Source organism: Sphingomonas sp. SP1 (assembly GCF_058313395.1).
Genome location: NZ_JBZFLC010000001.1, coordinates 228,249 through 251,198 on the forward strand (window position 1 = coordinate 228,249; position 22,950 = coordinate 251,198).

The window sequence follows — 22,950 nt, forward strand, 5'->3', positions numbered from 1 at the left end:
CGTCATGACCAACTTCGTGTCCCTCGTGATCGGGGTGGTGTCCCTGATGCTGGTCGCGGTCGCCTTCATTCCGCTGCTCGGCTGGGCGAACTGGCTGATCATTCCGCTGGCCGTCATCGGCGCCGGCGTCGGCCAGATGAGCGCCGCCAGCAAGGCCGGTCGCAACCTCAACATCTTCGTGATCATCGTCGGCATCGTCCGCCTGAGCCTCGGCGGCGGCATCATCTAGCGCGCTTTTACATAGCTCCCGGGCGCGTCCTCCAGCGCCTTAAGCTTGCCCCCGCCGGGCACCCGTGCGCCGGCGACCTTCACCTCGGCTGGGTCCTGCGCTTTCAGCCAGCTCAGCCAATCCGGCCACCAGCTGCCCTTATGCTCGCTCCCGCCGGCGACGAACTCGTCCAAGCTCGCCGCCCCGCCTTCGTTCACCCAATACTGATACTTCTGCGCCGACGGCGGGTTCACCACCCCTGCGATATGCCCCGACCCAGCGAGCACGAAGCGCAGCGGCCCGCGGAAATGGCCGGTAATCTTCCAAACGCTTTCCGGCGGTGCGATATGGTCTTCGCGCCCGGCCTGCACATAGGCCGGCGTCTCGACCGAGCCCAGGTCGATCGGCACTCCGGCGACACTGATCCCGCCCTTCTCCGTCAGCTTGTTCCCCTTGTACATCGTCTCCAGATAATCGCGGTGCCAGCCGGCCGGCAGGTTGGTCACATCGCTGTTCCAGTGCAGCAGGTCGAACGGCGCCGGCTCGTCCCCCAGCAGGTAATTGTTCACCACATAGTTCCAGATGAGGTCACGTCCGCGCAGCAGGTTGAACGTCGCCGCCATGTAGCGTCCGTCCAGATAGCCCTTTTCGGCGGTCAGCTGATTCAGCAGGCCCATCGTCTCATCGCCCAGGAACAGCTTCAGGTCACCGGCCTGGCTGAAGTCGACCTGCGCGGTAAAGAAGGTTGCCGACTTGACCTTCGCCGCCTCACCTTCGACCGTCAGATAGGCCAGCGTCGCGGCCAGTGTCGTCCCCGCCACGCAATAGCCAATCGCGTGGACGCTCTCGACGCCCAGCAAATCGCGCACCGTGTCGATCGCGTCGACCTGCCCGCGCAGCACATAATCGTCCAGCGACAAGTCCCGGCAGCTTTCGTCCGCCGACTTCCAGCTCACCATGAACAGGCTGATTCCCTGCTCCACGCACCAGCGGACGAAGCTTTTTTCCGGGGTCAGGTCGAGAATGTAGAAGCGGTTGATCCACGGTGGAAAGATCACCAGCGGGGTCCTCAGGACCTTGTCCGTGACCGGCGTATACTGGATCAGCTGGTAAAGCGGGGTTTCCTTGACGACCTTGCCCGGCGTGGTTGCCAGATTGCGCCCCACCTCGAACGCACCCTTGGCGGTTTGGGTCATCTGGCCCGCCTTGATGTCGTCCAGCATGTGTCGCAGGCCATTGAGCAGGTTCTCGCCTCGCGTCTCCATCGTCTTCTTCAAGACCTGCGGATTGGTCAGCGCGAAGTTCGATGGGCTCATCGCATCGACAAAGCTCTTGGTGGCAAAACGCAGCCGCTGCCGCGCTGCCTCGTCCAGCCCCTCGACCTGCTCCACCCCTTTCAGCAGCTGGTCGGAGATGGCGAGATAGCTCTGCCGGATCGTGTCGAACACCGGATTGTCGCGCCATTCGGGGGCGGCAAAGCGACGATCCCTGGCTTCAGCCGCCTTCTGCGTCGCCTCCAGCGCCTTGCCCCAGGCTTCGATCCCCTTGCTCCACGCCTCCGCGCCTGCGGTGAGCCACGCCATCGGATCGACCGCGGCCGCTTGTGGCACCTCCGGCGCCTTCAGTTGCTCGGCCCAGGCCTCCATCAGCATCTGCTGCGCCCGGCCCATGACGGCGGTCCAATGCTGCCAGTCTTCGAGGGTCGGAAGCGGCGGAAGGCTGGTCTGGGTCATGGCCTCACCATAGCCGTCATTGCGAGCGTAGCGAAGCAATCCGATGCTGCCCCATGGAGAAGTTCATTGCTTCGTCGCTTCCGCCTCGCAATGACAGCGAAGTGACCCCCGACCTTTCCACCCCGACCATTCCCCAAGCCCTCGTCGCCCTCGACCTGTTCGGCATCGCGGTGTTCGCCATCTCCGGCGCACTGCTCGCCGCCGAAAAGAAGCAGACCCTCGTCACGTTCATCTTCTTCGCGGTCGCGACCGGTGTCGGCGGCGGCACCCTGCGCGACCTGCTGATCGGCGCGCCGGTCTTCTGGGTTCACAACAACATGTTCCTGTTGATCTGCATCGTCGCCGCGCTGCTGGTCTGGGCCGGTGCACGGCGGGTGCTGGCGGGCCAAGCCTTGCTGTGGTTCGACGCGATGGGCCTTGCCGCCTACGGCACTTACGGCGCGGCCAAGGCGCTGGCCTATGGGGTGGCGCCGGTTCCCGCCTTTGCCATGGGCGTTCTGACCGCGTGCGCTGGGGGCATCATCCGCGACGTGCTGGCGGGCGAGCCAAGCATCCTCATGCGGCCCGAACTCTACGTCACCGCCGCCGCGCTCAGCGCCGGACTGCTGGTCGGGATGTCCATGCTCGGTTTTGGCGGACCAGTCGCCGTGATCCTTGCCGCCCTTGCGGGTTTCGCCCTGCGCGGCATCGCCATCGGCCGCGGCTGGAGTCTGCCGGCGTATCGGGATTAGCGGCTTCGCACAGGACAGCGGGTTGAAGGTCGCGCATCCTGCGTTCAGAACCTGATCCATGGACACCGATTTCTACCGCATCCGCCGCCTGCCGCCCTACGTCTTCGCCGAAGTCAACGCGATGAAGGCGGCGGCGCGCGCCCGCGGGGAGGACGTGGTCGACCTTGGCATGGGCAACCCGGACGGCTCGCCCCCGCCGCACGTCATCGCCAAGCTGGCCGAGGTCGCCGCCAAGCCGACCGCCCATCGCTACAGCGCCAGCCGCGGCATCCCCGGCCTTCGCAAGGCCCAGGCCGCCTATTACGAGCGCCGCTTCGGCGTGGCGCTCGATCCCGATCGCGAAGTCATCGTGACTCTCGGCTCAAAGGAGGGCCTGGCCAATCTGGCGCAGGCAATCACCGCCCCCGGGGACGTGGTGCTGGCGCCCAACCCCAGCTACCCCATCCACAGCTTCGGCTTCATCATCGCCGGCGCCGCCATCCGCTCCATCCCCGCCGCGCCTGGCGAGGCGTTCTTCGAGCGCCTGCGCCTCGCCATGCGCTACACCGTACCACGGCCCAAGGTGCTGGTGATCGGCTACCCTTCCAACCCCACCGCCTATGTCGCCGACAAGGCCTTCTATGAACGCCTCGTCGCCTTCGCCCGCGAACATGGGATCTGGATCATATCCGACCTCGCCTATGCCGAGATCTATTTCGGCGAAACGCCTACTCCCTCCATCCTGGCGGTCGAGGGCGCGAAAGAGGTGGCGGTTGAGTTCACCAGCATGAGTAAGACCTACTCCATGGCCGGCTGGCGCATCGGCTTCGCCGTCGGCAACCCGACGCTGATCGAGGCATTGGCGCGGGTGAAGAGCTATCTCGACTACGGCGCGTTCACTCCGATCCAGGCCGCCGCCGTCGCCGCACTGAACGGCCCACAGGACTGCGTCGAGGCGAACCGCCAGCTCTACAAAAAGCGCCGTGACGTGCTGGTCGACCGCTTCGCTCGCGCCGGCTGGGACATCCCCGTACCACAGGCCAGCATGTTCGCTTGGGCGCCCATTCCCGAGCGCTTCCATAACCTCGGCAGCATGGAGTTCGCCAAGCGCCTGCTGGTGGAAGCCGGCGTCGCGGTGGCACCGGGCGTCGGCTTCGGCGAAGAAGGCGAAGGCCACGTCCGCATTGCCCTGGTCGAAAATGAGCAGCGCTTGAGGCAGGCAGCACGCGGGGTGAAGAAGATGCTTGCGGGTGCGTAAGGCGATGTCTCCTTCCGACCCATTACGGACATTAGGCCATCGGATTGCTGCACACCGGACAAGCGTCGATAATGCGTGGCGTAACTGGCACCCACCGGCCCATTATTTCCGGTTTCCATATCTCCGTCGAGCAGTGTCGGCACTTGGTCCAGCCGATGCTGAGCAGGAAGAATGAACCGACGGCCATCGACCAAAAAGTTCTGTTAAACCAAAACTCCAAAATCGAGACGAAATAGCAAAGCTGGGCCGTCACCAAGGCAAACTTGAGATAGCGTCGTCGCATGACCTCCACCTGACACATCAGGCGCGCCTGCGCTATGTCCGTTATCCACCCAAAGCCGACCCTACCCCGCCCCCAACCCGCAAATTGCAAAGTAGGATTGCGCCTGCCATCCCGGTCAAATGCATCGTGACCGCCTCCTCCTTTCTTGCGGCCGATCTCTTCGCGGGCAAGGCGGACACGTGGGGGACGTAGTGCCCAACTTGTCCAAGTTGAACGCGCCGAAGGGCCATTAGGCCGTGCCCGCGACTCCCGCCTGGCCGCCCAGATCCCTCCCGCGCTTGTTCGTGACCGCGGCCCTGCAGGACGGCGCAACCGTTGAACTGGACGCCGCCCAGGCCAACTATCTCGGCAATGTCCTTCGCCTCGGCGTCGGCGCCGAACTGTTGATCTTCGACGGCCGCTCCGGCGAATGGCTCGCCTGCATCAGCGACGCGGCCAAGAAGCGCGTGACGTTGACGGTCGAGCGCCAGACCAAACCGCTCGAACACATCCCCGATCTCACCCTCGCCTTCGCACCCGTGAAGCGTGCGCAGGTCGACTGGCTGGTCGAAAAGGCCACCGAACTCGGCGTGCTGCGCCTTCAACCGGTGATTACCCACCGGACCGTGGTCGAGCGGATCAAGCTCGAACGCCTGAACAGCATCGCGGTCGAGGCAACCGAGCAATGCGGACGCACGCTCTTGCCCGAGATCGCCGAGCCGCTGGCCCTCCCGGCCTTCCTTCAGTCCGCGGAAAGCGCCCTTTACTTCGCCGACGAAACCGGTGGCGAGCCAGCCGTCACCGCCTTCCAGCCCGGACCCGCCACCATCCTCACCGGCCCCGAAGGCGGCTTCACCCCTGAAGAGCGCGAGAGCATCCGCGCGCTTCCCAATGCTCGCGCCATCTCCCTCGGCCCCCGCATCCTCCGCGCCGAAACCGCCGCGCTGGCAGCGATCTCAGCCTATATGGCGCTGGCCGGAGACTGGCGCTAAGCGCCGCCCGGCATGACCACACGCACCGACCTTACCGAAAGCCCCCTCATCGAAGGTCGGGACGATCTCCTTGCCGTCTTCTCAGGCGGCGAAAAGCCGGTGGAGCGGTGGCGGATCGGCACCGAGCACGAGAAATTCGTCTACCGGGTCGCCGATCACCGCGCGCCCGCATGGGATGAGCCGGGCGGCATCCGGGATCTCCTCCTTGGCCTGACCGAATTCGGCTGGCAGCCAGTCGAAGAGGTCGGCAAAATCATTGCGCTGACCGGCGTCGACGGCACCATCAGCCTGGAACCGGCGGGCCAGTTCGAATTGTCCGGCGCCCCGCTCGAAAACCTGCATGAAACCTGCGCCGAGGCCGCTCGGCACCTGAAGCAGTGCAAGGCGGTCGGCGACCGGCTGGGGCTTGGCTTCCTCGGCCTCGGCATGTGGCCTGACAAGAGCCGCGCCGAGCTGCCGATCATGCCCAAGGGCCGCTACAAGATCATGCTCAACCACATGCCGAAGGTCGGCACGCTGGGCCTCGACATGATGCTTCGGACCTGCACCATCCAGGTCAACCTCGACTATTCATCCGAAGCCGACATGGCCAAGAAGTTCCGGGTCGGCCTCGCTCTCCAGCCGGTGGCCACCGCCCTGTTCGCCAACTCGCCGCTGACCGAAGGCAAGCCCAACGGCTACAAGAGTTTCCGCAGCCATATCTGGGAAGACACCGACCCGCACCGGACCGGCATGCTCCCGTTCGTGTTCGAGGATGGCTTCGGATACGAACGCTACTGCGACTATGCGCTCGACGTGCCGATGTACTTCGTCTTTCGCGACGGCCAGTACATCGACTGCGCGGGCGAGAGCTTCCGCGCCTTCCTGGACGGCAGACTTCCGCAGCTGCCGGGCGAGCGTCCGCGTCGGAGCGACTGGACCGACCACCTGTCCACCGCGTTTCCCGAAGTGCGCCTCAAGAGCTTCCTGGAAATGCGCGGCGCCGACGGCGGCCGCTGGGGGAAGATCTGCGCCTTGCCCGCGCTTTGGGTCGGCCTGCTCTATGACCAGAGCGCACTGGATGCCGCGTGGGACCTCGTCAAGCACTGGACCATCGATCAGCGCGAGCAGCTTCGCCGGGACGTGCCCCGCCTTGCCCTGGACGCGTCGACTCCCGACGGCGAAACCGTGCGCGACCTGGCTGCGAAGGTGCTCGACATCGCCGCCACGGGCCTCACCGCCCGCGCCCGGCTCAACGCCGCCGGCGACAACGAAGGCGGCTTCCTCGACCCGCTGCGTGAGATCGTTGCGACCGGCGTCACCCCCGCCGACCGACTGCTCGACTGGTACCACGGCGAATGGAACGGAGACGTCCGCCGGGTTTATGATGAACTGAGCTTCTGACGCCTCAGGGTCGGTACACTCGTTCAATTCGTCCCCGGAGCTGATCCGGGTAAAAATACACATCTCGCAGCGCGCCCGCCGCATAGCTGGCCGCCTGATCGTTGAAGTGGGGCGAGCGGGGATCCCCACTCGCGCCGCCCGCCGTGACCGCCCGCGCCCGCACCCTTGGACCGAACTCCACCACTGCGACAAAGCTGTTGCCGCCGGTCCCGTACCAGCGCCGGGTCCCGGGCTTGGGTGACGCTCCGAACGAGGCCAGCGAGCCCCACCGGCCAGAGCTGAACGGCACCGGGATACTGGCGTCTCGATCGCTGAACGGGTGGTCGATGGCCGGTGAAATCCGCTGGAAGCGATTGACCTCGCCCCACGGCACGTCCCACCGGCCGAAGTCCGTCTTCAGCCGCTCAATTGCAGTGTCCAAGGCATCGAGCTTCTGCCGCGGCGTGGTCTGCTCCAGCCGCCGGTAAACCGACAGAGAATCATCCCAGTCGGGCCCGGTGGCCAGCTTCCACAGCTCCTCGCCCCAAAAGTTCGCCACCGTGTTCGCCACGGAATTCGCGCTCCACCGCCGGTCCCACCCGGCCAGCGTCGCGACCGGAACTCTCAACCGCGCCTTTCGAGCGTCGCCGGCCGGCAGCTGCCGCCAGGCGGAAACCAGCGGTGGGACGAGCATCTCGAACCCGGGCTGGCGGTTGCTGTAAGCGGCCGCCTGCAATCGATCGAGCGTCCATTCCCTGCTGCCAGACAGCAGCTGCACCGCGTGAACGCCCCGCGGGTTCTCGCCATAGCTGTCCATATAGCGCGGAAAAGCCCTTGCCCTTGGGCTGAACGGACCGGCCGCCGTCCATGGATGATTGTTGGTGTTCTGGACCCAGCCGTTGGGCGGTCGAACGGCGTTGGGCAATTCGCTTGCCGGATGGATGCCAGACCAGTCCGACTTCGGCGTCAGTGCCACCGGACGGGAATAGTCCAGTGCTCGAGCGCGCCGAGGGACAAACTGCGGATGCAGGTAAGCGATGGCGCCGCCACGATCCGCAAAGAGGGTGGCATTGGAACTGTTCGCCTGCAGCTTCGCGACCTCCATGAAGCCCGCCAGATTCTTTGCCTTCGTCCGCAGGAAGCTCTGCTGAAGCGCCTCCACCGGCCGGTCCATCATCGCAAAGGCGATCCACCCGTCCCCGTTGGACTTCACGACCGGGCCGCGGTGGGTCCGCCAAGTGTTGAACCGACGTTCTCCCAGCCTTCCATCCGCTGTCCGGTACCGGATGACGACGGGCCGCGCCGTCATCGGTCGCATCATCGGCCCGAAGCGGTAGCCAAGCCGACCGCCGATCTGCTCCGGCCGGACCACGAACTCGTCCACGCTGTCCACTCCGCTGGATGTGTGCATCCAGCCGGCGCGGTCATTGAAACCCTGGTAGATGAAGAACTGTCCCCACGTCGCCGCGCCGTAAGCGTTAAGCCCCTGCTCGCTGGTGACCTGTTGCTCCGACCGGAAGAAAAAGCTGGTGTGGGGGTTGATAAGCAGCAGCGCCTTGCCCCCACTGCTCAGGGCCGGCGCGATCGCAATCCCGTTCGATCCGCGCGGATCGTTGTCCGATCGTTCGGTCCGAACCGCAGCCTGCGCGACCCGGTCTCCGCCCGCATAGAAGCGCTGCAGTGCAGCAAGGTCGATCCGCTCAATGTCTCCGCCGATGCTTCCTTCAGTAAAGCTCAGCGCCATCCACGGTTCGAACCGGCTCAACACGCGCGGCTTCACCACCGGATGCTTGTGAAGATAATAGTTCAGGCCGTCAGCCCAGCCCCTCATCAGCAACTGAAGCCAGCGGGGCGACGCAGCGTAGTGAGCCTTCAATTCCGCTTCGCTGACGTAAAGCCGGGCGCGCAGGTCCCGCCAGATCGCCTTATCGCCTTCCGCTTCGGCAGTGCGCCCGAGGGCAGTCAGATAGTTGGCTTCGATCCTTGGGAAATCGTCCTCCGCCTGGGCGTAGATCATCCCGAACACCGCGTCGGCGTCGGTTTGTCCGCGGACATGGGCAATGCCCCAATGATCGCGAGTGATGGTCACCCGTTGGGCTTGCGCCTGCCATCGCTGGAGGTCCGATGCGGGCGCGGCTGCGGCTGGAATGGAGAGCAGCAGGATGAAGGCGATGACCAGGGGGCGCATCTGGCAAGGCTATGCCAAGCCTGACGTCGACGCTAGCGTTGCGGACATGACCGATCGCCGCACCCTTTATCCGCCCATCGAGCCGCACCGCACCGGCATGCTGGACGTCGGTGACGGTCATCGCCTTTACTGGGAACAATGCGGCAACCCGGACGGCAAGCCCGTCGTCTTCCTCCACGGCGGACCGGGCGGCGGCGCGTCGCCCGACCATCGCCGCCAGTTCGATCCGCAGCGCTACAATATCCTGCTGTTCGACCAGCGCGGCTGCGGGCGGTCTACGCCCCACGCCAGCCTCGACGCCAACACAACGTGGCACCTTGTCGATGACATCGAGAAGCTTCGCAGCCAGGTCGCCAACGTCGAGCGCTGGCAGGTGTTCGGTGGCAGCTGGGGCTCCACGCTGGCGCTCGCCTATGCTCAGACCCACCCGCAGCGTGTCACCGAAATGGTGCTGCGCGGCATCTTCCTGTTCGACCAGCATGAGGTCGACTGGCTGTACAAGGAAGGTGGCGCGTCCTCCATCTACCCCGATGGATGGGATGAATTCATCGCCTCCATTTCCCTCGACGAACGGCATGATCTGGTCGAGGCCTATTATCGCCGGCTGACATCGGACGACCCGCAGGTTCAACTGACCTCTGCCAAGGCGTGGAGCAAGTGGGAAGGCGTCACTGTCACGCTTCTGCCCAGCCCCGATACGATCGAAGAATTCACCGAGCCAGCCAAGGCGATCGCGGTCGCGCGGATCGAAAACCACTATATGCGCGCCGGCGGCTGGCTCGACGAAGGCCAGCTTTTGCGCGGCGCCGAGAAGCTCCGTCACATTCCAGGTGTCATCGTGCAGGGTCGCCACGACAGCTGTACGCCGCCACGGGCGGCCTGGGCGCTTCACAAGGCGTGGCCCGAGGCGAATCTGGAGATCGTGCCGGACGGCGGCCACCTCTACAGCGAGCCGGGCGTGCTTGACGCGCTCGTTCGCGCCACTGACCATTTCGCGGGCGGCAATCGCTGATGACCTTGCAAGGGCTTCACGGTTCGCCAACCCTTCTGCTGCTGCACGGAAGTGACGAGGCGCGGGCGGTGGGCCCACTTGGCCAGATGCGGGACAAAGGCAGCACCGATGTCTACAAGCTGCTTGGTACGCTGGTGCCGCGGGACGGGCTGCGGGTGACGCCCAACTTCCTGAAAAAGAGCACGCGGCCGCCGCTCCATCGCTATCATATCGTCTTCAATCTAATTACGGACCCCGACCAGAACCCCCGGGTGCTGGAGGTCGCCGACCGGCTACTGAACGGCTTTCAAGGGCGAGTGATCAACCCTCCGGCTGCCGTGAAGCGAAGCACCCGGGAAAAGGTCGCAGAAGCGCTTGCCGGCACCCCTGGCCTGCAGGTCCCGCAAGTCCTCCGCCTCCGCCGCCAGCCAGCCGATCTCGCCGCCAAGGCGGTGATCCGATCCGGATTGAAGTTCCCCTTATTAGTGCGCGAAGCCGGCACGCACACCGGTCGTTTCACCGGGGTTGCGAGGCAGTCGGAAGATCTTGCTCCTGCCCTCGCCGGCGCCACCGATCACCTTGTGACCCAGTTCATCGATTTTCGCAGCGGCGACGGGCTCTATCGCAAATATCGAGTCTGGTGCGTCGGCGACCGGATGATCTTCCGGCATATGGTCGTCTCTGATGGCTGGAATGTTCACGTCGATGTCCGCAAGGGCTTCATGGGCGAGCGCCCGGATCTGATCGCGGAAGAGCGCGGCATCTTCGAAGCGGGGGGCTTGCCCGGCCCGGTGACGGAGGTGCTTCGCGCCATCCGCAAGCGCTTGGGCCTCGATCTGTTCGGAATCGACTTCTCGATCCTGCCGGACGGTCGGCTGGTCTTGTTCGAGGCCAATGCCTGCATGAACTTCATCGCCTTCTCAACCGATGGTCCATTCACCTACACACAAGCCTGCATCGCTCCGATGCAGCGCGCCTTGTGGGAATTGATCGGCTTCACGCCGCCGATGGCATCACTCAATGGCGAGGAAGCGACTGCCGTGCCTGTCCCCACCCCTTGAGCAGGTCGCCGGAGGCCCGTTCCGTCAGCAATTGCGCGTCGCGAATGGAAAAGATGCTGGCGCGATCCAGCCCATCCAGTTCTTCCCACGCGACCGGCGCCGCCACCGGGGCACCTTCGCGCGCCCGCGCCGAATACGGAAGGACGGCGGTTGCGCCGCGCTGGTTGCGAAGCCAGTCGAGAAAGATCCGGCCGGTCCGCTGGTTCTTGCGGATGTTGGCCGTAAACAACTCCGGTTCGGCCTCGGCGATCGCCCGGCTGAACCGTTCGGCGAAACTTTTGACCGCCGGCCAGTCCGCCGTCTGGTCGAGCGGCGCAATGACATGGATGCCCTTGCCTCCCGACAATAGTGGGAAGGTGATCAGCCCAAGGTCGGCCAGCAGTTCGCGCAGGCGAATGGCGGCTGCCTTCACCTTGCCGAAGTCCAACCCGACATCGGGATCAAGGTCGAACACCAGTCGGTCCGGTTTCTCGAGCGGCTTGATCCGGCTGCCCCAGCCATGAAACTCGATGGTGTTCATTTGCACGCATTCCAGCGCGCCGATCGGCTCGTCGACATACAGATAATCCTGCACCTCGCCGTCGCTCTCCTTCACCGGAACATGCAGGACGTGCCCCCCCATCGAACCGCTGTCGTGCTTCTGGAAAAAGCACTGCTTTGACCGGCCCTGGGGGCAGCGAATAAGGGTCATCGGGCGCTTCGCCAGGTCGATCATCAGCAGGGGGGCGATGGCGGCATAATAGTTGGCGAGGTCACCCTTGCTCAGTTCGTCCCCGGGGAAGACGATCCGCTCCGGACTGGTGAGCCGCAGGCCAAGACTCTCGTAAGTGGCGAGATCGCCCTTGCGGTCCGCCGCCTTCAGCTTTTTCGGGACTTCCCGGACGACATCCCCGGCCGACTTGTCCGACCGCAGCGCAATGAAGCTGGGATGGCGCAGCACGCCCTCGCTGGTGAATTCGGTAAAGGCGACCTCCGCCACCAGCTTCGGCTCGATCCAGGTAGAGCCCCTGCGCGCCAGGCGGGGCACCTCCAATGCCGGCTGGTCCAGCGTCAGCGGCTTCATCAACCCGGAAAGCTCATCGATCATTTTGGTGTCGAAGCCGGTTCCGACCTTTCCGACGTAGCGCAACGATTGGCCCTCGCGGACCGCCAGATGGAGGGAGCGAAACCCTCGCCGCTTGTCGCTCGCCTGCCAGCCGACGATCACGAATTCCTGCCGCTGAATACACTTGATCTTGAGCCAGCAGCGCGACCGGGTCCCGCGATAAGGGGCGCTTGCCTTTTTGGAGATGATCCCCTCGCCGCCCTCCTTGCAGATCGCCTCGAACAGCTTCTCACCTTTGCCCACGACATGGTCGCCGTAGAGAATGGCAGGCGGCGCGGTTTTCAACAGGGCGGCGAGCCTGGCCTTGCGCTCGATGTTGGGCAGTGCGGTGATATCCTCTTGCCTGTCCACGAGAAGGTCGAACGCGTAGAACGCGAGCTCTGCTTTGCCGCCCTTCAAGGTCGATTGCAGCAGTTGAAAGTCCGGCTTCCCGCCCTCACCGAGCGCGACGGCCTCGCCATCGATCAGGCAGCCCGGCGGCAGCTTGGCCGCTGCCTTCACCAGCGGCGCGAAATGATCGCTCCAGTCCTTGCCGTTGCGGGTCCAGGCCAACACCGAGCTGTCGCCAGTGGCCAGCAGCAATCGGTAGCCGTCATATTTGTATTCGTGGAGCCAATCGTTGCCGGTCGGCACCTCGTCCACCAAGGTTGCGAGTTGCGGATCGCGAAATGGTGGCGGTGCAACGCCACCCTTGCGTTTTGTGCGCCCGCCCTTCTTGCCGCCGCGATTGGACTCCCACACGTCCTCGCCGGCAGCGATCTCGGCCATGGTCCGGCCGGTCGTGACACTGACCAGGCATTGTTCGACCAGCGCGTCGCCCTCGTCGGGCCTGGCATGCTCGTCGGTGACCTTTTTCAGCATCCACGGCTCGCCCTTGTCGCCGGGCTTGGGTTTCATCCGAAACATGACCCATTCGCCGTGCATCCGTTCGCCGTCGAGGCTGAAGTGGAGATGCCCCTCTTCCAGCGTCTTGGCCGGATTCTTGCCCGGCTCGGGTGTCCAGTTGCCGCGGTCCCACAACATGACCGTCCCGCCGCCATATTCGCCTTTGGGGATCGTCCCTTCGAACGTGCCATAGTTAAGCGGATGATCCTCCGTCCGCATCGCCAGCCGGTTGGTGCCCGGATCAAGGCTCGGCCCACGCGGGACCGCCCAGCTCTTCAGCACTCCATCCAGCTCCAGCCGGAAGTCCCAGTGCAGCCGGGAAGCGTCATGCTTCTGCACGACAAAGCTGCTGCCCTTGCCCCGGGCCTTGCGACCCTTCGGCTCGGCGGTCTTGGTGAAGTCCCGCTTGGCATTGTAGGTCGCGATATCGAAACCCTTGGCGCGGGCAGACTTAGCCACCCGACTGCTCCTGCGAAGGGAAAGGCCTGGTCCAGCGCCACAGGCGCTGCGCTACGGCCGCGGATTGAACCCCTGCCTTCGCAGTGGCACTCACCGTTTCCGCCCGCCGGCCGCCGCCTTTTTTGGAGCAGCAGAAGCAGCCTTCTTCGCCGCGGCAGGCTTGCGCGCCGGCGCGACCTTCTTCGCTGCTGGCTTCCTGCCCGCCGGCGCGTTGTCGTTCCGCGCGTCGTCGCCCAGGCTTTTTTTCAGCGCTGCCATCAGATCGATGACATTGCTCTTGGGCTTGCTCGATCCGTCGTCCGGATCCTGGATCACCAGCTCACCCTTTTTCTTGCGCTTCTCTTCAATCAGACCTTTCAGCGCGTCGACATAGCGATTGTGGAATTCCGCCGGATCGAACTTTCCGCTCTTTTTCTCGATGAGCGTGGAAGCAAGGTCCAGCAAGTCGGCGTCGGGTTCCGCATCCTCGATCTCACGGAAATAGCTCGCCGCCTTGTTGACCTCGTCGGAGTAGCGGAGCGTCTCCAGCAGCATGCCGCGTCCGCATGGTTTCAGAGCCACGACATATTCCTGACCGCGCATTGCAAGCTGGCCCACCCCGACCTTGCGAGCCGCGCGAAGGGCGTCGCGCAATACGATGAACGCTTCTTCGGCCAGGTCGTCGGCGGGCACGACGAAATAGGGTTTGTCATAATAGATGGCATCGATCTCGTGCGTGTCGACGAACTGCACCAGGTCGAGCGTCTTGCGGCTTTCCAGCTTGACGCTTTCGATCTCCTCGGGCTCGAGCAGCACATACTCGCCCTTGCTGACCTCGAAGCCCTTGACGATGTCGTCGCGGTCCACCGGTCCCACGCCGGGCACGACTTTCTCATATTTGATCCGCTTGCCGGTCGGTTCATGGATCTGATGAAAGGCGATGGTCGCGCCGGATTTCGTCGCCGGATAGATCTCGACCGGTATCGAAACCAGCGCCAGCTTGATCTGTCCACGCCAGGCTGGCCGTGCCGCCATCGTAAGGCTCCTGCTTCAAAGGTCGTTGCTGAAGCGATTCAATCCTTTGGCGGGCAAGGTGTTCCGGTTAGACTGCGTTCATGAATCCAGCCATCAATGCTGCGCTGATCGCATCCGCCGCCAAGCGACAGGAGGCGCGGGATGCCCTGCTGAAGCAACTCAAGGACGCCAAGGCCTTCGGGCCGGGCACGACCTTGGCCTTGGTGCCCGATGGCGGGGAGCAGGAAGAAGCGCTGACGGAGCTGGTCGGTACTGCCACAATTCGCCCGTGGAACGGTGGCTACTATCTCGATCGCGCGCGGATGAAGGCGCGGGAGCAGCAGCAGGGCTGGATCGCGTTGGTGGTGATCGTCGCACTGCTCAGCCTAGGCGCGTCGGCCATCGCGCTCCTGTCACTGTAAGCGCCGAGACTTGCCGCCGGTTCGCGGCAGTCATTGCCGGTAAAGCCGCGCACGACTATGTGAACTGTGGTGACCGTCCTATTCTGTCGTCTGCTGGCAATCGCCGCCATGCTCCTCATGTCGTTCGGCATGAGCCAGTCGACGGCTGCCGCGATGCCAGGCCATTCGTCCACCACGGCCGCGCAAGGCCATTGCGACGACAACCGGTCCGACAGTTCCGGCAAGGCGCGCATGGCCATGCACTGCGCCGCCGCCTGCACCGCGCTGCCATCACAGCCGCCGGAAGTTGTGGCCTCTCCCGATGACATCGTCGCGGTTCAGGCCGCGGCGCCAGCGCCTTACTTGCTGGGCACCTCGATCCCTCCTGCCATCCCTCCTCCACGAGGATCGTGAACGACTGACGACACGACCAGATATTCGTTGGAGATTGGCATCATGAAGACCCTTTTTGGCGCACTCGCGCTCACGCTCGCAGTTCCGGCCGTCGCTCAAACCGCACCTGCTCAAAACCCTCATGCCGGCCACGCTCAGCACGGCGGCGCAGATCACAAGGGCATGCAGCACCATGGCATGAGTGCGGCCGACCACGCCCGGATGATGGAAGAGTGCAAGTCGGGCAAAGCGACCGGTAAGGCTAAGGAACATTGCGAGGCGATGATGAAGGCCATGTCGGCTGCTCCGGCGCCGAAGGCCGACGCCAACGAAGGCCACGCCCACTAAAAGCACCGCATCCAGGACGAGGCGCTGCGGGCATAACCGCAGCCCTCGTCGTCTGCGCGCGACTTCCCGGAGTCCCGAATTATGAACGCCACCCTCGAGTGGAACCGCCGCGCGTTTCTTGCCGGCGGAGCCGGTCTGTCAGCCCTTGCCGCCGCGCGCCCGGCGTGGGCGCGTCCGGTCAGCCATGGCTTGTCGGCCAAAGGCTTTGGAACGCTGGCTGGAAACGAGATCAAGCTGACCGTGGCCGAGAGCCGGTTTCCGGTCGACGGCCGGACCGGTCATGCCGTCACCATCAACGGGACGCTGCCCGCGCCGCTTATTCGGCTGCGCGAGGGCCAGAACGTGCGGCTGACCGTGGAAAACCATCTCGATGAGGATACGTCCATCCACTGGCACGGCCTGATCCTACCCTTCCAGATGGACGGCGTTCCCGGCGTGAGTTTTCCAGGCATCAAGCCGCATTCCACCTTCGTGTACGAATTTCCGCTGAAGCAGTCGGGCACCTATTGGTATCACAGCCACTCCGGCCTTCAGGAGCAGGCCGGTCATTACGGCCCGCTGATCATCGACCCGGCCGGTCCCGATCCCATCGATTCGGACCGGGAACATGTGCTGGTGCTCAGCGACTGGAGCTTTTTGCACCCCCATCAAATCTTCACCCGGCTGAAGCAGGAAGGCGGCTTCTTCAATCGCCAGAAGCGCACGCTGGCCGACCGGCTGTCGGGCAAGGACCCGATGACCCCGCAAGAGCGCGCGATGTTCGCCCGTGCGCGAATGGACCCGACCGACATTTCCGACGTGACGGAGGCGGCCTACAGCTTCCTCGTCAACGGCCACTCCCCGCGCGAGAACTGGACGGGCCTGTTCCGCGCCGGTGAACGGGTGCGGCTGCGGATCATCAACGCGGCCGCGCAGACCATCTTCAACCTCCGCATTCCCGGCCTCCGGATGACCGTGGTCGCGACCGACGGCATTCCCGTGCAACCGGTGGTTGTCGACGAGTTCCAGATCGGCAACGCGGAGACCTATGACGTCATCGTCACGCCCGCCGACCAGCCGTACAGCATCGTCGCGGAAACGATCGACCGGTCCGGCATGGGCGTCGCCACCCTGTCGCCAAGGCCGGGCCTGCGGGCGCTGGTCCCGCCGCTGAGGGAGCGCCCGACGCTCGGCATGAAGGACATGGGCATGGGCGCGATGAGCGGCATGGACCATGGCGCGCATGCCGGTCACGGCTCGGCCGCGGGGGGCGGCCCGGCGATGGACCACAGCATGCGGGACAAGTCCAAGGTCGACTTTCCGGTCGGCGTCGGCGTCGACATGATCGCGCCCATGCCGGTCGATCGGATCGGTGACCCGGGGATCGGGCTGGACAAGGTCGGGCACAAGGTGCTGACCTACCGGGACCTGGTCGCGGTCGGGCCGAACAAGGACACGCGTGCGCCGACGCGCCGGATCGACATCCACCTGACCGGCAACATGGAACGGTTCATGTGGTCGATGGACGGCCAGCAGTTAAGCGAAGCGCCCGAGCCGTATCGCTTCGCGCGGGGCGAGCGGGTGCGGCTGCGGCTCATCAACGACACGATGATGACCCATCCCATGCACCTGCACGGGCATTTCTTCGAACTGGTCAACGGCCACGGGACGCACCAGCCGCTGAAGCATACGGTCCGGGTCCTGCCCGGCGGCTATGTCGACCTCGACCTGACGGCGGACGCACCGGGCGACTGGGCGTTCCACTGCCACATGCTGTATCACATGCATGCCGGGATGATGCGGGTCGTCACCGTTCGTCCGCTGGACGGAGGTGCCGCATGATCCGGGCGCTTCTTCCCGTGCTGATCGCCGGCGCTGCGGCTCCAGCCGTGGCGCAGCATCAGGGCCACGCTTCTGCGCCTGCGGAGCCGCCGAGCGGGTGCACTGCCGAGCACACTGCGATGGGCCATTGCACCATGCCCGAGCCCGCCCCGCCGCCGCCGCCGGACAGCCACGAGGAGCACTCGGCTCCGACGGCCGATCCGCACGCCGGTCACGACATGCCTGCGACCGATCCGCACGCGGGGCACGACATGCCCGTGGCCGATCCGCACGCGGGGCATGGAAGCCCCGCGCCGGCACCGCCGGTCGCGCCGCCGCCGGCCGCGGCTTTGAGCGGACCGGACCATGCCGCCGACCAAATCTTTGGTGCCGCGGCCATGGCCAGGGCCCGGGAGAACCTTCGCGTGGAGCACGGCGGCGGACGCACCGCCAAGCTTCTTGTCGATCGGCTGGAGTGGCAGGGCGGCAAGGGCCGGGACGGCTATCTGCTCGAAGCGCAGGGCTGGTACGGCGGCGACGTCAACAAGCTGTGGCTCAAGACCGAGCTTGCGGGTGAGCGCGGACGAACGCCGGAACATATCGAAATGCAAGCGCTGTGGAGCCGGGCGATTGACCCCTGGTTCGATCTGCAGGCCGGCGTCCGGCACGACGCCAACCTTGGTCCGGACCGAACCCACCTCGTCGTGGGCGTCCAGGGACTGGCCCCCTATTGGTGGGAAGTCGACGCCGCGCTGTTCCTCTCGACCAAAGGCGAGCTCACCGCCAGGGCCGAGGTCGAATACGACCTGCGGATCACGCAGAAATTGATCCTGCAGCCGCTGGCGGAGGTTGAGCTGTCGGCCCAGGACATCAGGGAGGTCGGCATCGGGGCCGGTCTCAGCACCGCCGAACTCGGCCTTCGCCTGCGATATCAGGTCAGTCAGCAGTTCGCGCCTTATGTCGGCGTATCGTACGAGCGGGCGTTCGGTGCAACCCGGCGCTTTCGCCAGGCGGAGGGCGAGGACGCCGGCGGCCTTTCGCTGCTTGCAGGTTTGCGGATGTGGTTCTGAGGGATCAGCGGCTGAATAGCGCCGGCAGGCCCTGAAACAGGATCGCGACCAGGGCGAGACCGCTGCCGAGGGCCGAGATGCCATAGCTCCATCGCTCGAACGAAGGGGCCTGCAAGCGGTTGAGGCCGCGCAAGCTGACCGCCAGCAGCCATCCGGCCGCCGCCAAGGCTGCAAGAGTGATGGCAACGGTCAGCCACCGAGCAACGGGCGAGCCCGGAAACAGGCTGGCCGCGACGTAGACGCCGAAGAAGTGCGCGGTCCAGACCAGCAGGCCGCCAAGCAGAAACGACCACTGCCTCATGGCACACTGACCGGAAACAGGCGCAGCAGCAGTGCCGTCGCGGCGCCTTGGGCGGCGGTGTACAGCAGGAACAGGCTGACCACGTCGAACGTGGTGTTCGCTGGCCGCGTCACCAACCCGCGCGCCGTCCGTGCGGCAAGGTAGATGCCCATCAGCACGACGATCGCCACCAGCTGCCCCTGAAGCGCCAGCATGGCGAAGGAAAAAGCCCCCTGGCTGGTCCGCTCCGGGTCGATTCCCTGTTCCTGCCAGCTTATCCAGTCGGCCGCCAATCCGGCGACGAGGAAGGCCGCCGCGAACAGGACCGCCGCCGTCGGACTCCAGTTGGTTGAGCCTTCCCGCCGGATGAGCTTGCGGCCATACAGCACCAGCAATGCCCCTGCGGCATAGAGGACGGTGATCGGAAGCGCCCACCACCGATCCACCGGCACCGTCCAGAAACTCGGGTGGATGCCATACACGAACAAATAGCCGAACACGGCCATCAGGAAGATCATGAAGCACACGACCAGCACGCAGATGGTGGCCCACCATCCGTGCGCGCTCGGACCGGTGACATAGGTCGGCAGCATGATGCCGGCGCCGACATCCACCTGCTTCTGCTCAACCGGCCGGTCCGTGTCCCACAGCCAGCGAAGTACCGAGAAGATCGCCAGCGGCAGGCAGGCGACGGACAGGAAATACGCCTGCACCGTCAACAGCAGAAAGAAGCCCGCGGTGAAGACTGCCGCCAGCAGCGGCCACACGGATGGACCCATCATGATCTGCAGATACTGCGGCTCCGCGCGCATCGGGCTGGTGATCAGCGTTTCGCGCAATCCCGTTGCCGAGCGCGGCAGGAAGTGCCTGCCTTCTTCCACTTCCCGGCTCAGTTCGGGGTTGTCCCACAAGGGGCTGCGGCTTTTGACCACGGGAATGCTACGGGTCGAATAGAGGCCGGTCGGCAGCCACTCCAGCGTCCCGCCGCCGTAGGTGTTGCCGGCGTCGTCATCGACCGTGAAGCGGAAATTACGCGCCAGATCGATCAGGAACAGGACCACCCCCGCCGCCAGCACGAACGCTCCGGCCGTCGACAGCAGGTTGGTCCATTCCCAATTGTAACCCGGCAGGTAGGTATAGACCCGGCGCGGCATGCCCATCAGGCCGGTGAGGTGCATCGGCAGGAAGGTCAGGTGCATGCCGGCGAAGAACAGCCAGAACACCCATTTGCCGAGCCGCTCGGACAAGGCCCGCTTGCTGGTCATTCCGAACCAGTAATAGAAGGCGGCGAACACCGGCATCACTGCGCCGCCAATCAGCACGTAGTGAAGATGCGCGACGATGAAGTGGGTGTCGTGCGCCTGCCAGTCGAACGGCACCATCGCCACCATGACGCCGGTCAGTCCGCCCATGACAAAGGTGACCAGGCCGCCGATCACGAACAGCGTCGGCGTGTTGACGCTCGGCCTGCCGGTCGCCAGCGTCGCGATCCAGCTGAACACCTGCACGCCGGCGGGAATGCTGACGGCCATGCTCGCAGCGGAGAAGAAGCCGACCGACAGGGTCGGCATTCCGGTCGCGAACATGTGATGGGCCCAAACGCCGAAGCTGATGAAGCCGGTGCCGAGCAGCGCGAGCACGATCAGCTGGTATCCGACCAGTTCCGTCCGGGCGAGCGTCGCCACCATCATCGACACGAGGCCGGCAGCCGGCAGGAAGATGATGTAGACCTCCGGATGGCCGAAGAACCAGAACAGGTGCTGCCACAGCATCGGATCGCCGCCGCGCGCCGCGTCGAAAAAGGGCCAGTTGAGCGCCCGTTCCAGTTCCAGCAGCAGCGTACACAGGATCACGGCGGGAAAGGCGATCAGGATCATACCCGCGAACACCAGCATCGCCCAGGCGAACAGCGGCATGCGGGCAAGCGTCATGCCCGGCGCCCGGGTTTTCAGGATGCCGACCAGGATCTCGATCGCGCCGGCGATGGCGCTGATCTCGATGAAGCCGATGCCCAGCAACCAGAAGTCGGCGTTGATCCCGGGCGAATAGGTAGTGCTGGTCAGCGGCGGATACATGAACCAGCCGCCGTCGGGCGCCAGGCCGACGAAAATCGACGCGAAGAAGCTCAGGCCCCCGACTGCGTAGGCCCAGAAGGCATAGGCCGACAGGCGGGGAAAGGGCAGATCGCGGGCCGCCAGCATCTGCGGCAGCAGCATGACCCCGATCGCTTCCATGATCGGCACCGCGAACAGGAACATCATCACCGTGCCGTGCATGGTGAAGAACTGGTTGTAGGTTTCCTGGGGCAGCACACCCAGCAGCGGCAGCGACAATTGCGTGCGGATCACCAGCGCCAGTACGCCCGCCAGCAGGAAGAACAGGAAGGCCGTGGCGACGTACCACAACCCCACGTAGTTATTGTTGACGATGGTCAACCGCCGCCACCCGGTGGGCGCCTTCCAGACCCGTTCGAGTTCTTCGAGTTCGCTCTGCGGACGCGGCTCGGACGTTGGAAACCGATCGTAGAGCTTCGGGTCGAACCCGGTCTCGGACCTCACTTCTGCGCCTCGAGATAGGTGGCGAGCTCGGTCAGCTGTTCGGCCGACAGGACCGTGTAGGGCGGCATCCGGTTGTTCGGCTTGATCGCCTGGCTGTTGCCGATCCACCCCATCAGCGTGCCGCGGTTGTTGGGCAGGATGCCGGCGCCGAGGGTCCGGCGGCTGCCGACATGCGTGAGGTCTGGGCCGGCAAGACCGTTGGCTCCAGTTCCGGCGATCCGATGGCAGGCGGCACAGCCCGCCGTGTCGAACAGCTGTGCACCGCTGGCGGCCGAAGGTGCGGCAGCGGCCTGTCGGGTCAGGCGCCCCAGGATAAGCCGCGCAAAGACGGCGGGCTCGTGCGCGACGACGGTAAAGCCCATCAAGGCATGGGGACCACCGCAATATTCGGCGCACTGGCCGCCGAACACGCCCGGCTGGTCGGCCTGGATGCGCATCAGATTTCGCCGGCCCGGGATCATGTCGAGCTTGCCGGACAGTCGCGGAACCCAGAAGCTGTGAATTACGTCGGCGGACTCCAGTTCCAGCACGATCGGCCGGCCGGCGGGGATGTGCAGCTCGTTCGCGTCCTGAACGACTTCGCGGCCTTGCCCGTCGAGGTAGGCGACCCGCCACCACCACATCTCGCCGGTGATCCGCACGCGCAACTCATTGCCCTGAATGGGATCGGACAAGTGGCGAGTGAGCGACAGCCCGTAGATCAGCAGGGCCGTCAGAACGATCAGCGGGAAAGCGATCCCGCCGACCCAGATGATCGTCTTGCCCCCAACCTTCTGCTGGACTTCGCGCCGGCCGAACAGCGCCAGGTACAGCGCGATAAGCACCACCAACATCACGGCAGCGCCCATCGCGAACAGGATCCAGCTAAGCAGCGTCACGGACGTTGCATAAGGTCCTGCCGGATCGAGCACCGGTGGCGGCCAGCCTTCAAACATCGTTCACTTCACTTCCTGTTCGTAAAGGTAGGCCGCAATGTCGCGCGCTTCGCGCTCCGTCACCGGCATGGCGGGCATTGCGGAGCCGGGGACCAGCGCGGGCGCATTGCGGATATACGCCGCCAGCACATCGGGGCGATTGGGCAATTGGCCGGCGATCAACGCCCGTTCGGCCAACCCGCCCAGGTCCGGACCCACCTTGCCCTTCGGCCAGCGGACTCCTGGAATGGCATGGCAGCTTCCGCAGCCGACCCGTTCGATCGCCGCCAGGCCTTGCGCCGGGTCGGCTGCCGGCACGAACTGCCGCTGGTCGGACGGCGGCTTGCAGGCGGCGAGCAGCAGAAGTGGCGCAAACCGGAACAAGCGGATGGACCGAGCTGTTGCGCCCGGGTGCGCATATTTCCCCTTCTCGCTTCGGCGGCATGCCTGACCGGCTGCGCGGCCGCCGACAGCACGTCGCTCGACCGGTTCGCGCAGGACGGCCGGGTGATCGCCCTCAGCGGCGCGGAGGCCGGCGCCGCCAACGCCTGCTTTACCTGTCACGGGCTTGAGGGTCGGGGAAACGGAGCCGGCTCGCCTCGACTTGCCGGACTGGATGCCGGCTATCTCGAGCGTCAACTCGAAGCTTATGCGGACGGCCGGCGCTACCATGCACAGATGGGCTGGATCGCGCAGGCGCTTAGCGCGGAAGAGCGGCAGGCCGTGTCCTATTACTACGCCTCCCTGCCCGCCCAGCAGCCCGCTGCCGCTTCCCCCGCGGCCCGTTTGCCCCTGTATCACGGGGGCGACCCCGCCCGTGGACTTCTGGCCTGCGCGGCCTGCCACGGCGAACAGGGGCAAGGTCTCGGCCCCGCCAACCCGCCGCTTGCCGGACAGCCGGCCGCCTACCTCGCCGAACAACTGCGCATGTGGAGCATCGGCAAGCGGCGGAACGACCCGGGTGACGTGATGCTGCGGA

General features: G+C 65.2%; 20 protein-coding genes and 1 pseudogene. 13 read left to right on the forward strand and 8 right to left on the reverse strand.

Annotated elements, in window-relative coordinates; all coding sequences use genetic code 11:
• The first annotated feature begins 4 nt into the window (after positions 1–4).
• On the forward strand, positions 5–229 hold the full coding sequence (locus AC4GYS_RS01265) for a hypothetical protein (protein WP_491107303.1): 225 nt from the start codon (positions 5–7) through the stop codon (positions 227–229).
• Here AC4GYS_RS01265 and AC4GYS_RS01270 read toward each other — a convergent pair.
• A complete protein-coding gene (locus AC4GYS_RS01270; RefSeq protein ID WP_491107304.1) occupies positions 226–1,941 on the reverse strand; it encodes a PHA/PHB synthase family protein in 1,716 nt (571 codons plus the stop codon). The two genes, AC4GYS_RS01265 and AC4GYS_RS01270, sit on opposite strands and share 4 nt — an antisense overlap.
• 53 nt (positions 1,942–1,994) lie before the next feature.
• On the opposite strand from AC4GYS_RS01270, the gene AC4GYS_RS01275 reads away from it, so the two are divergent.
• The 4 genes from AC4GYS_RS01275 (at position 1,995) to AC4GYS_RS01290 (ending at position 6,546) form a co-directional block, all read left to right on the forward strand.
• The gene (locus AC4GYS_RS01275) at positions 1,995–2,672 is read left to right on the forward strand and encodes a trimeric intracellular cation channel family protein (protein WP_491107305.1); all 678 of its coding nucleotides are present in this window, start codon (positions 1,995–1,997) and stop codon (positions 2,670–2,672) included.
• A 58-nt stretch (positions 2,673–2,730) separates the two neighbouring features.
• On the forward strand, positions 2,731–3,909 hold the full coding sequence (locus AC4GYS_RS01280; RefSeq protein ID WP_491107306.1) for an LL-diaminopimelate aminotransferase: 1,179 nt from the start codon (positions 2,731–2,733) through the stop codon (positions 3,907–3,909).
• A 519-nt stretch (positions 3,910–4,428) separates the two neighbouring features.
• Positions 4,429–5,163 (forward strand): 16S rRNA (uracil(1498)-N(3))-methyltransferase, encoded by a 735-nt coding sequence (locus AC4GYS_RS01285; protein WP_491107307.1) that lies wholly within the window; start codon positions 4,429–4,431, stop codon positions 5,161–5,163.
• Between the two features lie 12 nt (positions 5,164–5,175).
• Complete coding sequence (locus AC4GYS_RS01290; protein ID WP_491107308.1) at positions 5,176–6,546, forward strand: glutamate--cysteine ligase; 1,371 nt, start codon at positions 5,176–5,178, stop codon at positions 6,544–6,546.
• 4 nt (positions 6,547–6,550) lie between these two features.
• Here the strand turns inward: AC4GYS_RS01290 and AC4GYS_RS01295 are convergent, their stop codons facing one another.
• Positions 6,551–8,713 carry a penicillin acylase family protein gene (locus AC4GYS_RS01295; RefSeq protein ID WP_491107309.1) on the reverse strand — a complete coding sequence of 721 codons (2,163 nt, stop codon included), beginning with the start codon at positions 8,711–8,713 and terminating at the stop codon, positions 6,551–6,553.
• 46 nt (positions 8,714–8,759) lie between these two features.
• Between AC4GYS_RS01295 and pip the strand changes: the two genes are divergently transcribed.
• Positions 8,760–9,725 carry a prolyl aminopeptidase gene (gene pip, locus AC4GYS_RS01300; RefSeq protein ID WP_491109338.1) on the forward strand — a complete coding sequence of 322 codons (966 nt, stop codon included), beginning with the start codon at positions 8,760–8,762 and terminating at the stop codon, positions 9,723–9,725.
• Positions 9,725–10,765, forward strand: a complete 1,041-nt coding sequence (locus AC4GYS_RS01305; RefSeq protein ID WP_491107310.1) for an ATP-grasp domain-containing protein — start codon at positions 9,725–9,727, stop codon at positions 10,763–10,765. The genes pip and AC4GYS_RS01305 overlap by 1 nt, the downstream gene beginning before the upstream one ends.
• Here the strand turns inward: AC4GYS_RS01305 and ligD are convergent.
• Both ligD and ku read right to left on the reverse strand, forming a co-directional pair.
• A complete protein-coding gene (ligD, locus tag AC4GYS_RS01310) occupies positions 10,722–13,214 on the reverse strand; it encodes a DNA ligase D (protein ID WP_491107311.1) in 2,493 nt (830 codons plus the stop codon). The genes AC4GYS_RS01305 and ligD overlap by 44 nt on opposite strands.
• A gap of 90 nt (positions 13,215–13,304) precedes the next feature.
• Positions 13,305–14,228 carry a non-homologous end joining protein Ku gene (gene ku / locus AC4GYS_RS01315; RefSeq protein WP_491107312.1) on the reverse strand — a complete coding sequence of 308 codons (924 nt, stop codon included), beginning with the start codon at positions 14,226–14,228 and terminating at the stop codon, positions 13,305–13,307.
• Positions 14,229–14,308: 80 nt separating this feature from the next.
• On the opposite strand from ku, the gene AC4GYS_RS01320 reads away from it, so the two are divergent.
• From AC4GYS_RS01320 to AC4GYS_RS01340, 5 genes are all read left to right on the forward strand, one after another.
• Positions 14,309–14,629, forward strand: coding sequence for a hypothetical protein (locus AC4GYS_RS01320; RefSeq protein WP_491107313.1), 321 nt, complete (start codon positions 14,309–14,311; stop codon positions 14,627–14,629).
• Between the two features lie 69 nt (positions 14,630–14,698).
• The gene (locus tag AC4GYS_RS01325) at positions 14,699–15,022 is read left to right on the forward strand and encodes a hypothetical protein (protein ID WP_491107314.1); all 324 of its coding nucleotides are present in this window, start codon (positions 14,699–14,701) and stop codon (positions 15,020–15,022) included.
• Between the two features lie 42 nt (positions 15,023–15,064).
• Complete coding sequence (locus AC4GYS_RS01330) at positions 15,065–15,349, forward strand: hypothetical protein (protein ID WP_491107315.1); 285 nt, start codon at positions 15,065–15,067, stop codon at positions 15,347–15,349.
• Between the two features lie 81 nt (positions 15,350–15,430).
• The gene (locus tag AC4GYS_RS01335) at positions 15,431–17,170 is read left to right on the forward strand and encodes a copper resistance system multicopper oxidase (RefSeq protein WP_491107316.1); all 1,740 of its coding nucleotides are present in this window, start codon (positions 15,431–15,433) and stop codon (positions 17,168–17,170) included.
• Positions 17,167–18,219: a copper resistance protein B gene (locus AC4GYS_RS01340; protein WP_491107317.1), complete on the forward strand. Its 1,053-nt coding sequence runs from the start codon at positions 17,167–17,169 to the stop codon at positions 18,217–18,219. The genes AC4GYS_RS01335 and AC4GYS_RS01340 overlap by 4 nt, the downstream gene beginning before the upstream one ends.
• Before the next feature lie 4 nt (positions 18,220–18,223).
• Here AC4GYS_RS01340 and AC4GYS_RS01345 read toward each other — a convergent pair whose 3' ends face one another.
• Genes AC4GYS_RS01345 through AC4GYS_RS01360 form a run of 4 tightly spaced genes read right to left on the reverse strand, consistent with a single transcriptional unit; the run spans position 18,224 to position 22,190 of the window.
• A complete protein-coding gene (locus AC4GYS_RS01345) occupies positions 18,224–18,520 on the reverse strand; it encodes a hypothetical protein (protein WP_491107318.1) in 297 nt (98 codons plus the stop codon).
• Positions 18,517–21,057, reverse strand: a complete 2,541-nt coding sequence (locus AC4GYS_RS01350) for a cbb3-type cytochrome c oxidase subunit I (RefSeq protein WP_491107319.1) — start codon at positions 21,055–21,057, stop codon at positions 18,517–18,519. The genes AC4GYS_RS01345 and AC4GYS_RS01350 overlap by 4 nt, the downstream gene beginning before the upstream one ends.
• Complete coding sequence (gene coxB, locus AC4GYS_RS01355) at positions 21,054–21,992, reverse strand: cytochrome c oxidase subunit II (protein ID WP_491107320.1); 939 nt, start codon at positions 21,990–21,992, stop codon at positions 21,054–21,056. Before coxB ends, AC4GYS_RS01350 begins: the two co-directional genes overlap by 4 nt.
• Positions 21,993–21,995: 3 nt before the next feature.
• Positions 21,996–22,190, reverse strand: coding sequence for a c-type cytochrome (locus tag AC4GYS_RS01360; RefSeq protein WP_491107321.1), 195 nt, complete (start codon positions 22,188–22,190; stop codon positions 21,996–21,998).
• A 33-nt stretch (positions 22,191–22,223) separates the two neighbouring features.
• Here AC4GYS_RS01360 and AC4GYS_RS01365 point away from each other — a divergent pair.
• A pseudogene (locus AC4GYS_RS01365) lies at positions 22,224–22,937 on the forward strand (c-type cytochrome); the annotation flags it as partial.
• Between the last annotated feature and the right edge of the window lie 13 nt (positions 22,938–22,950).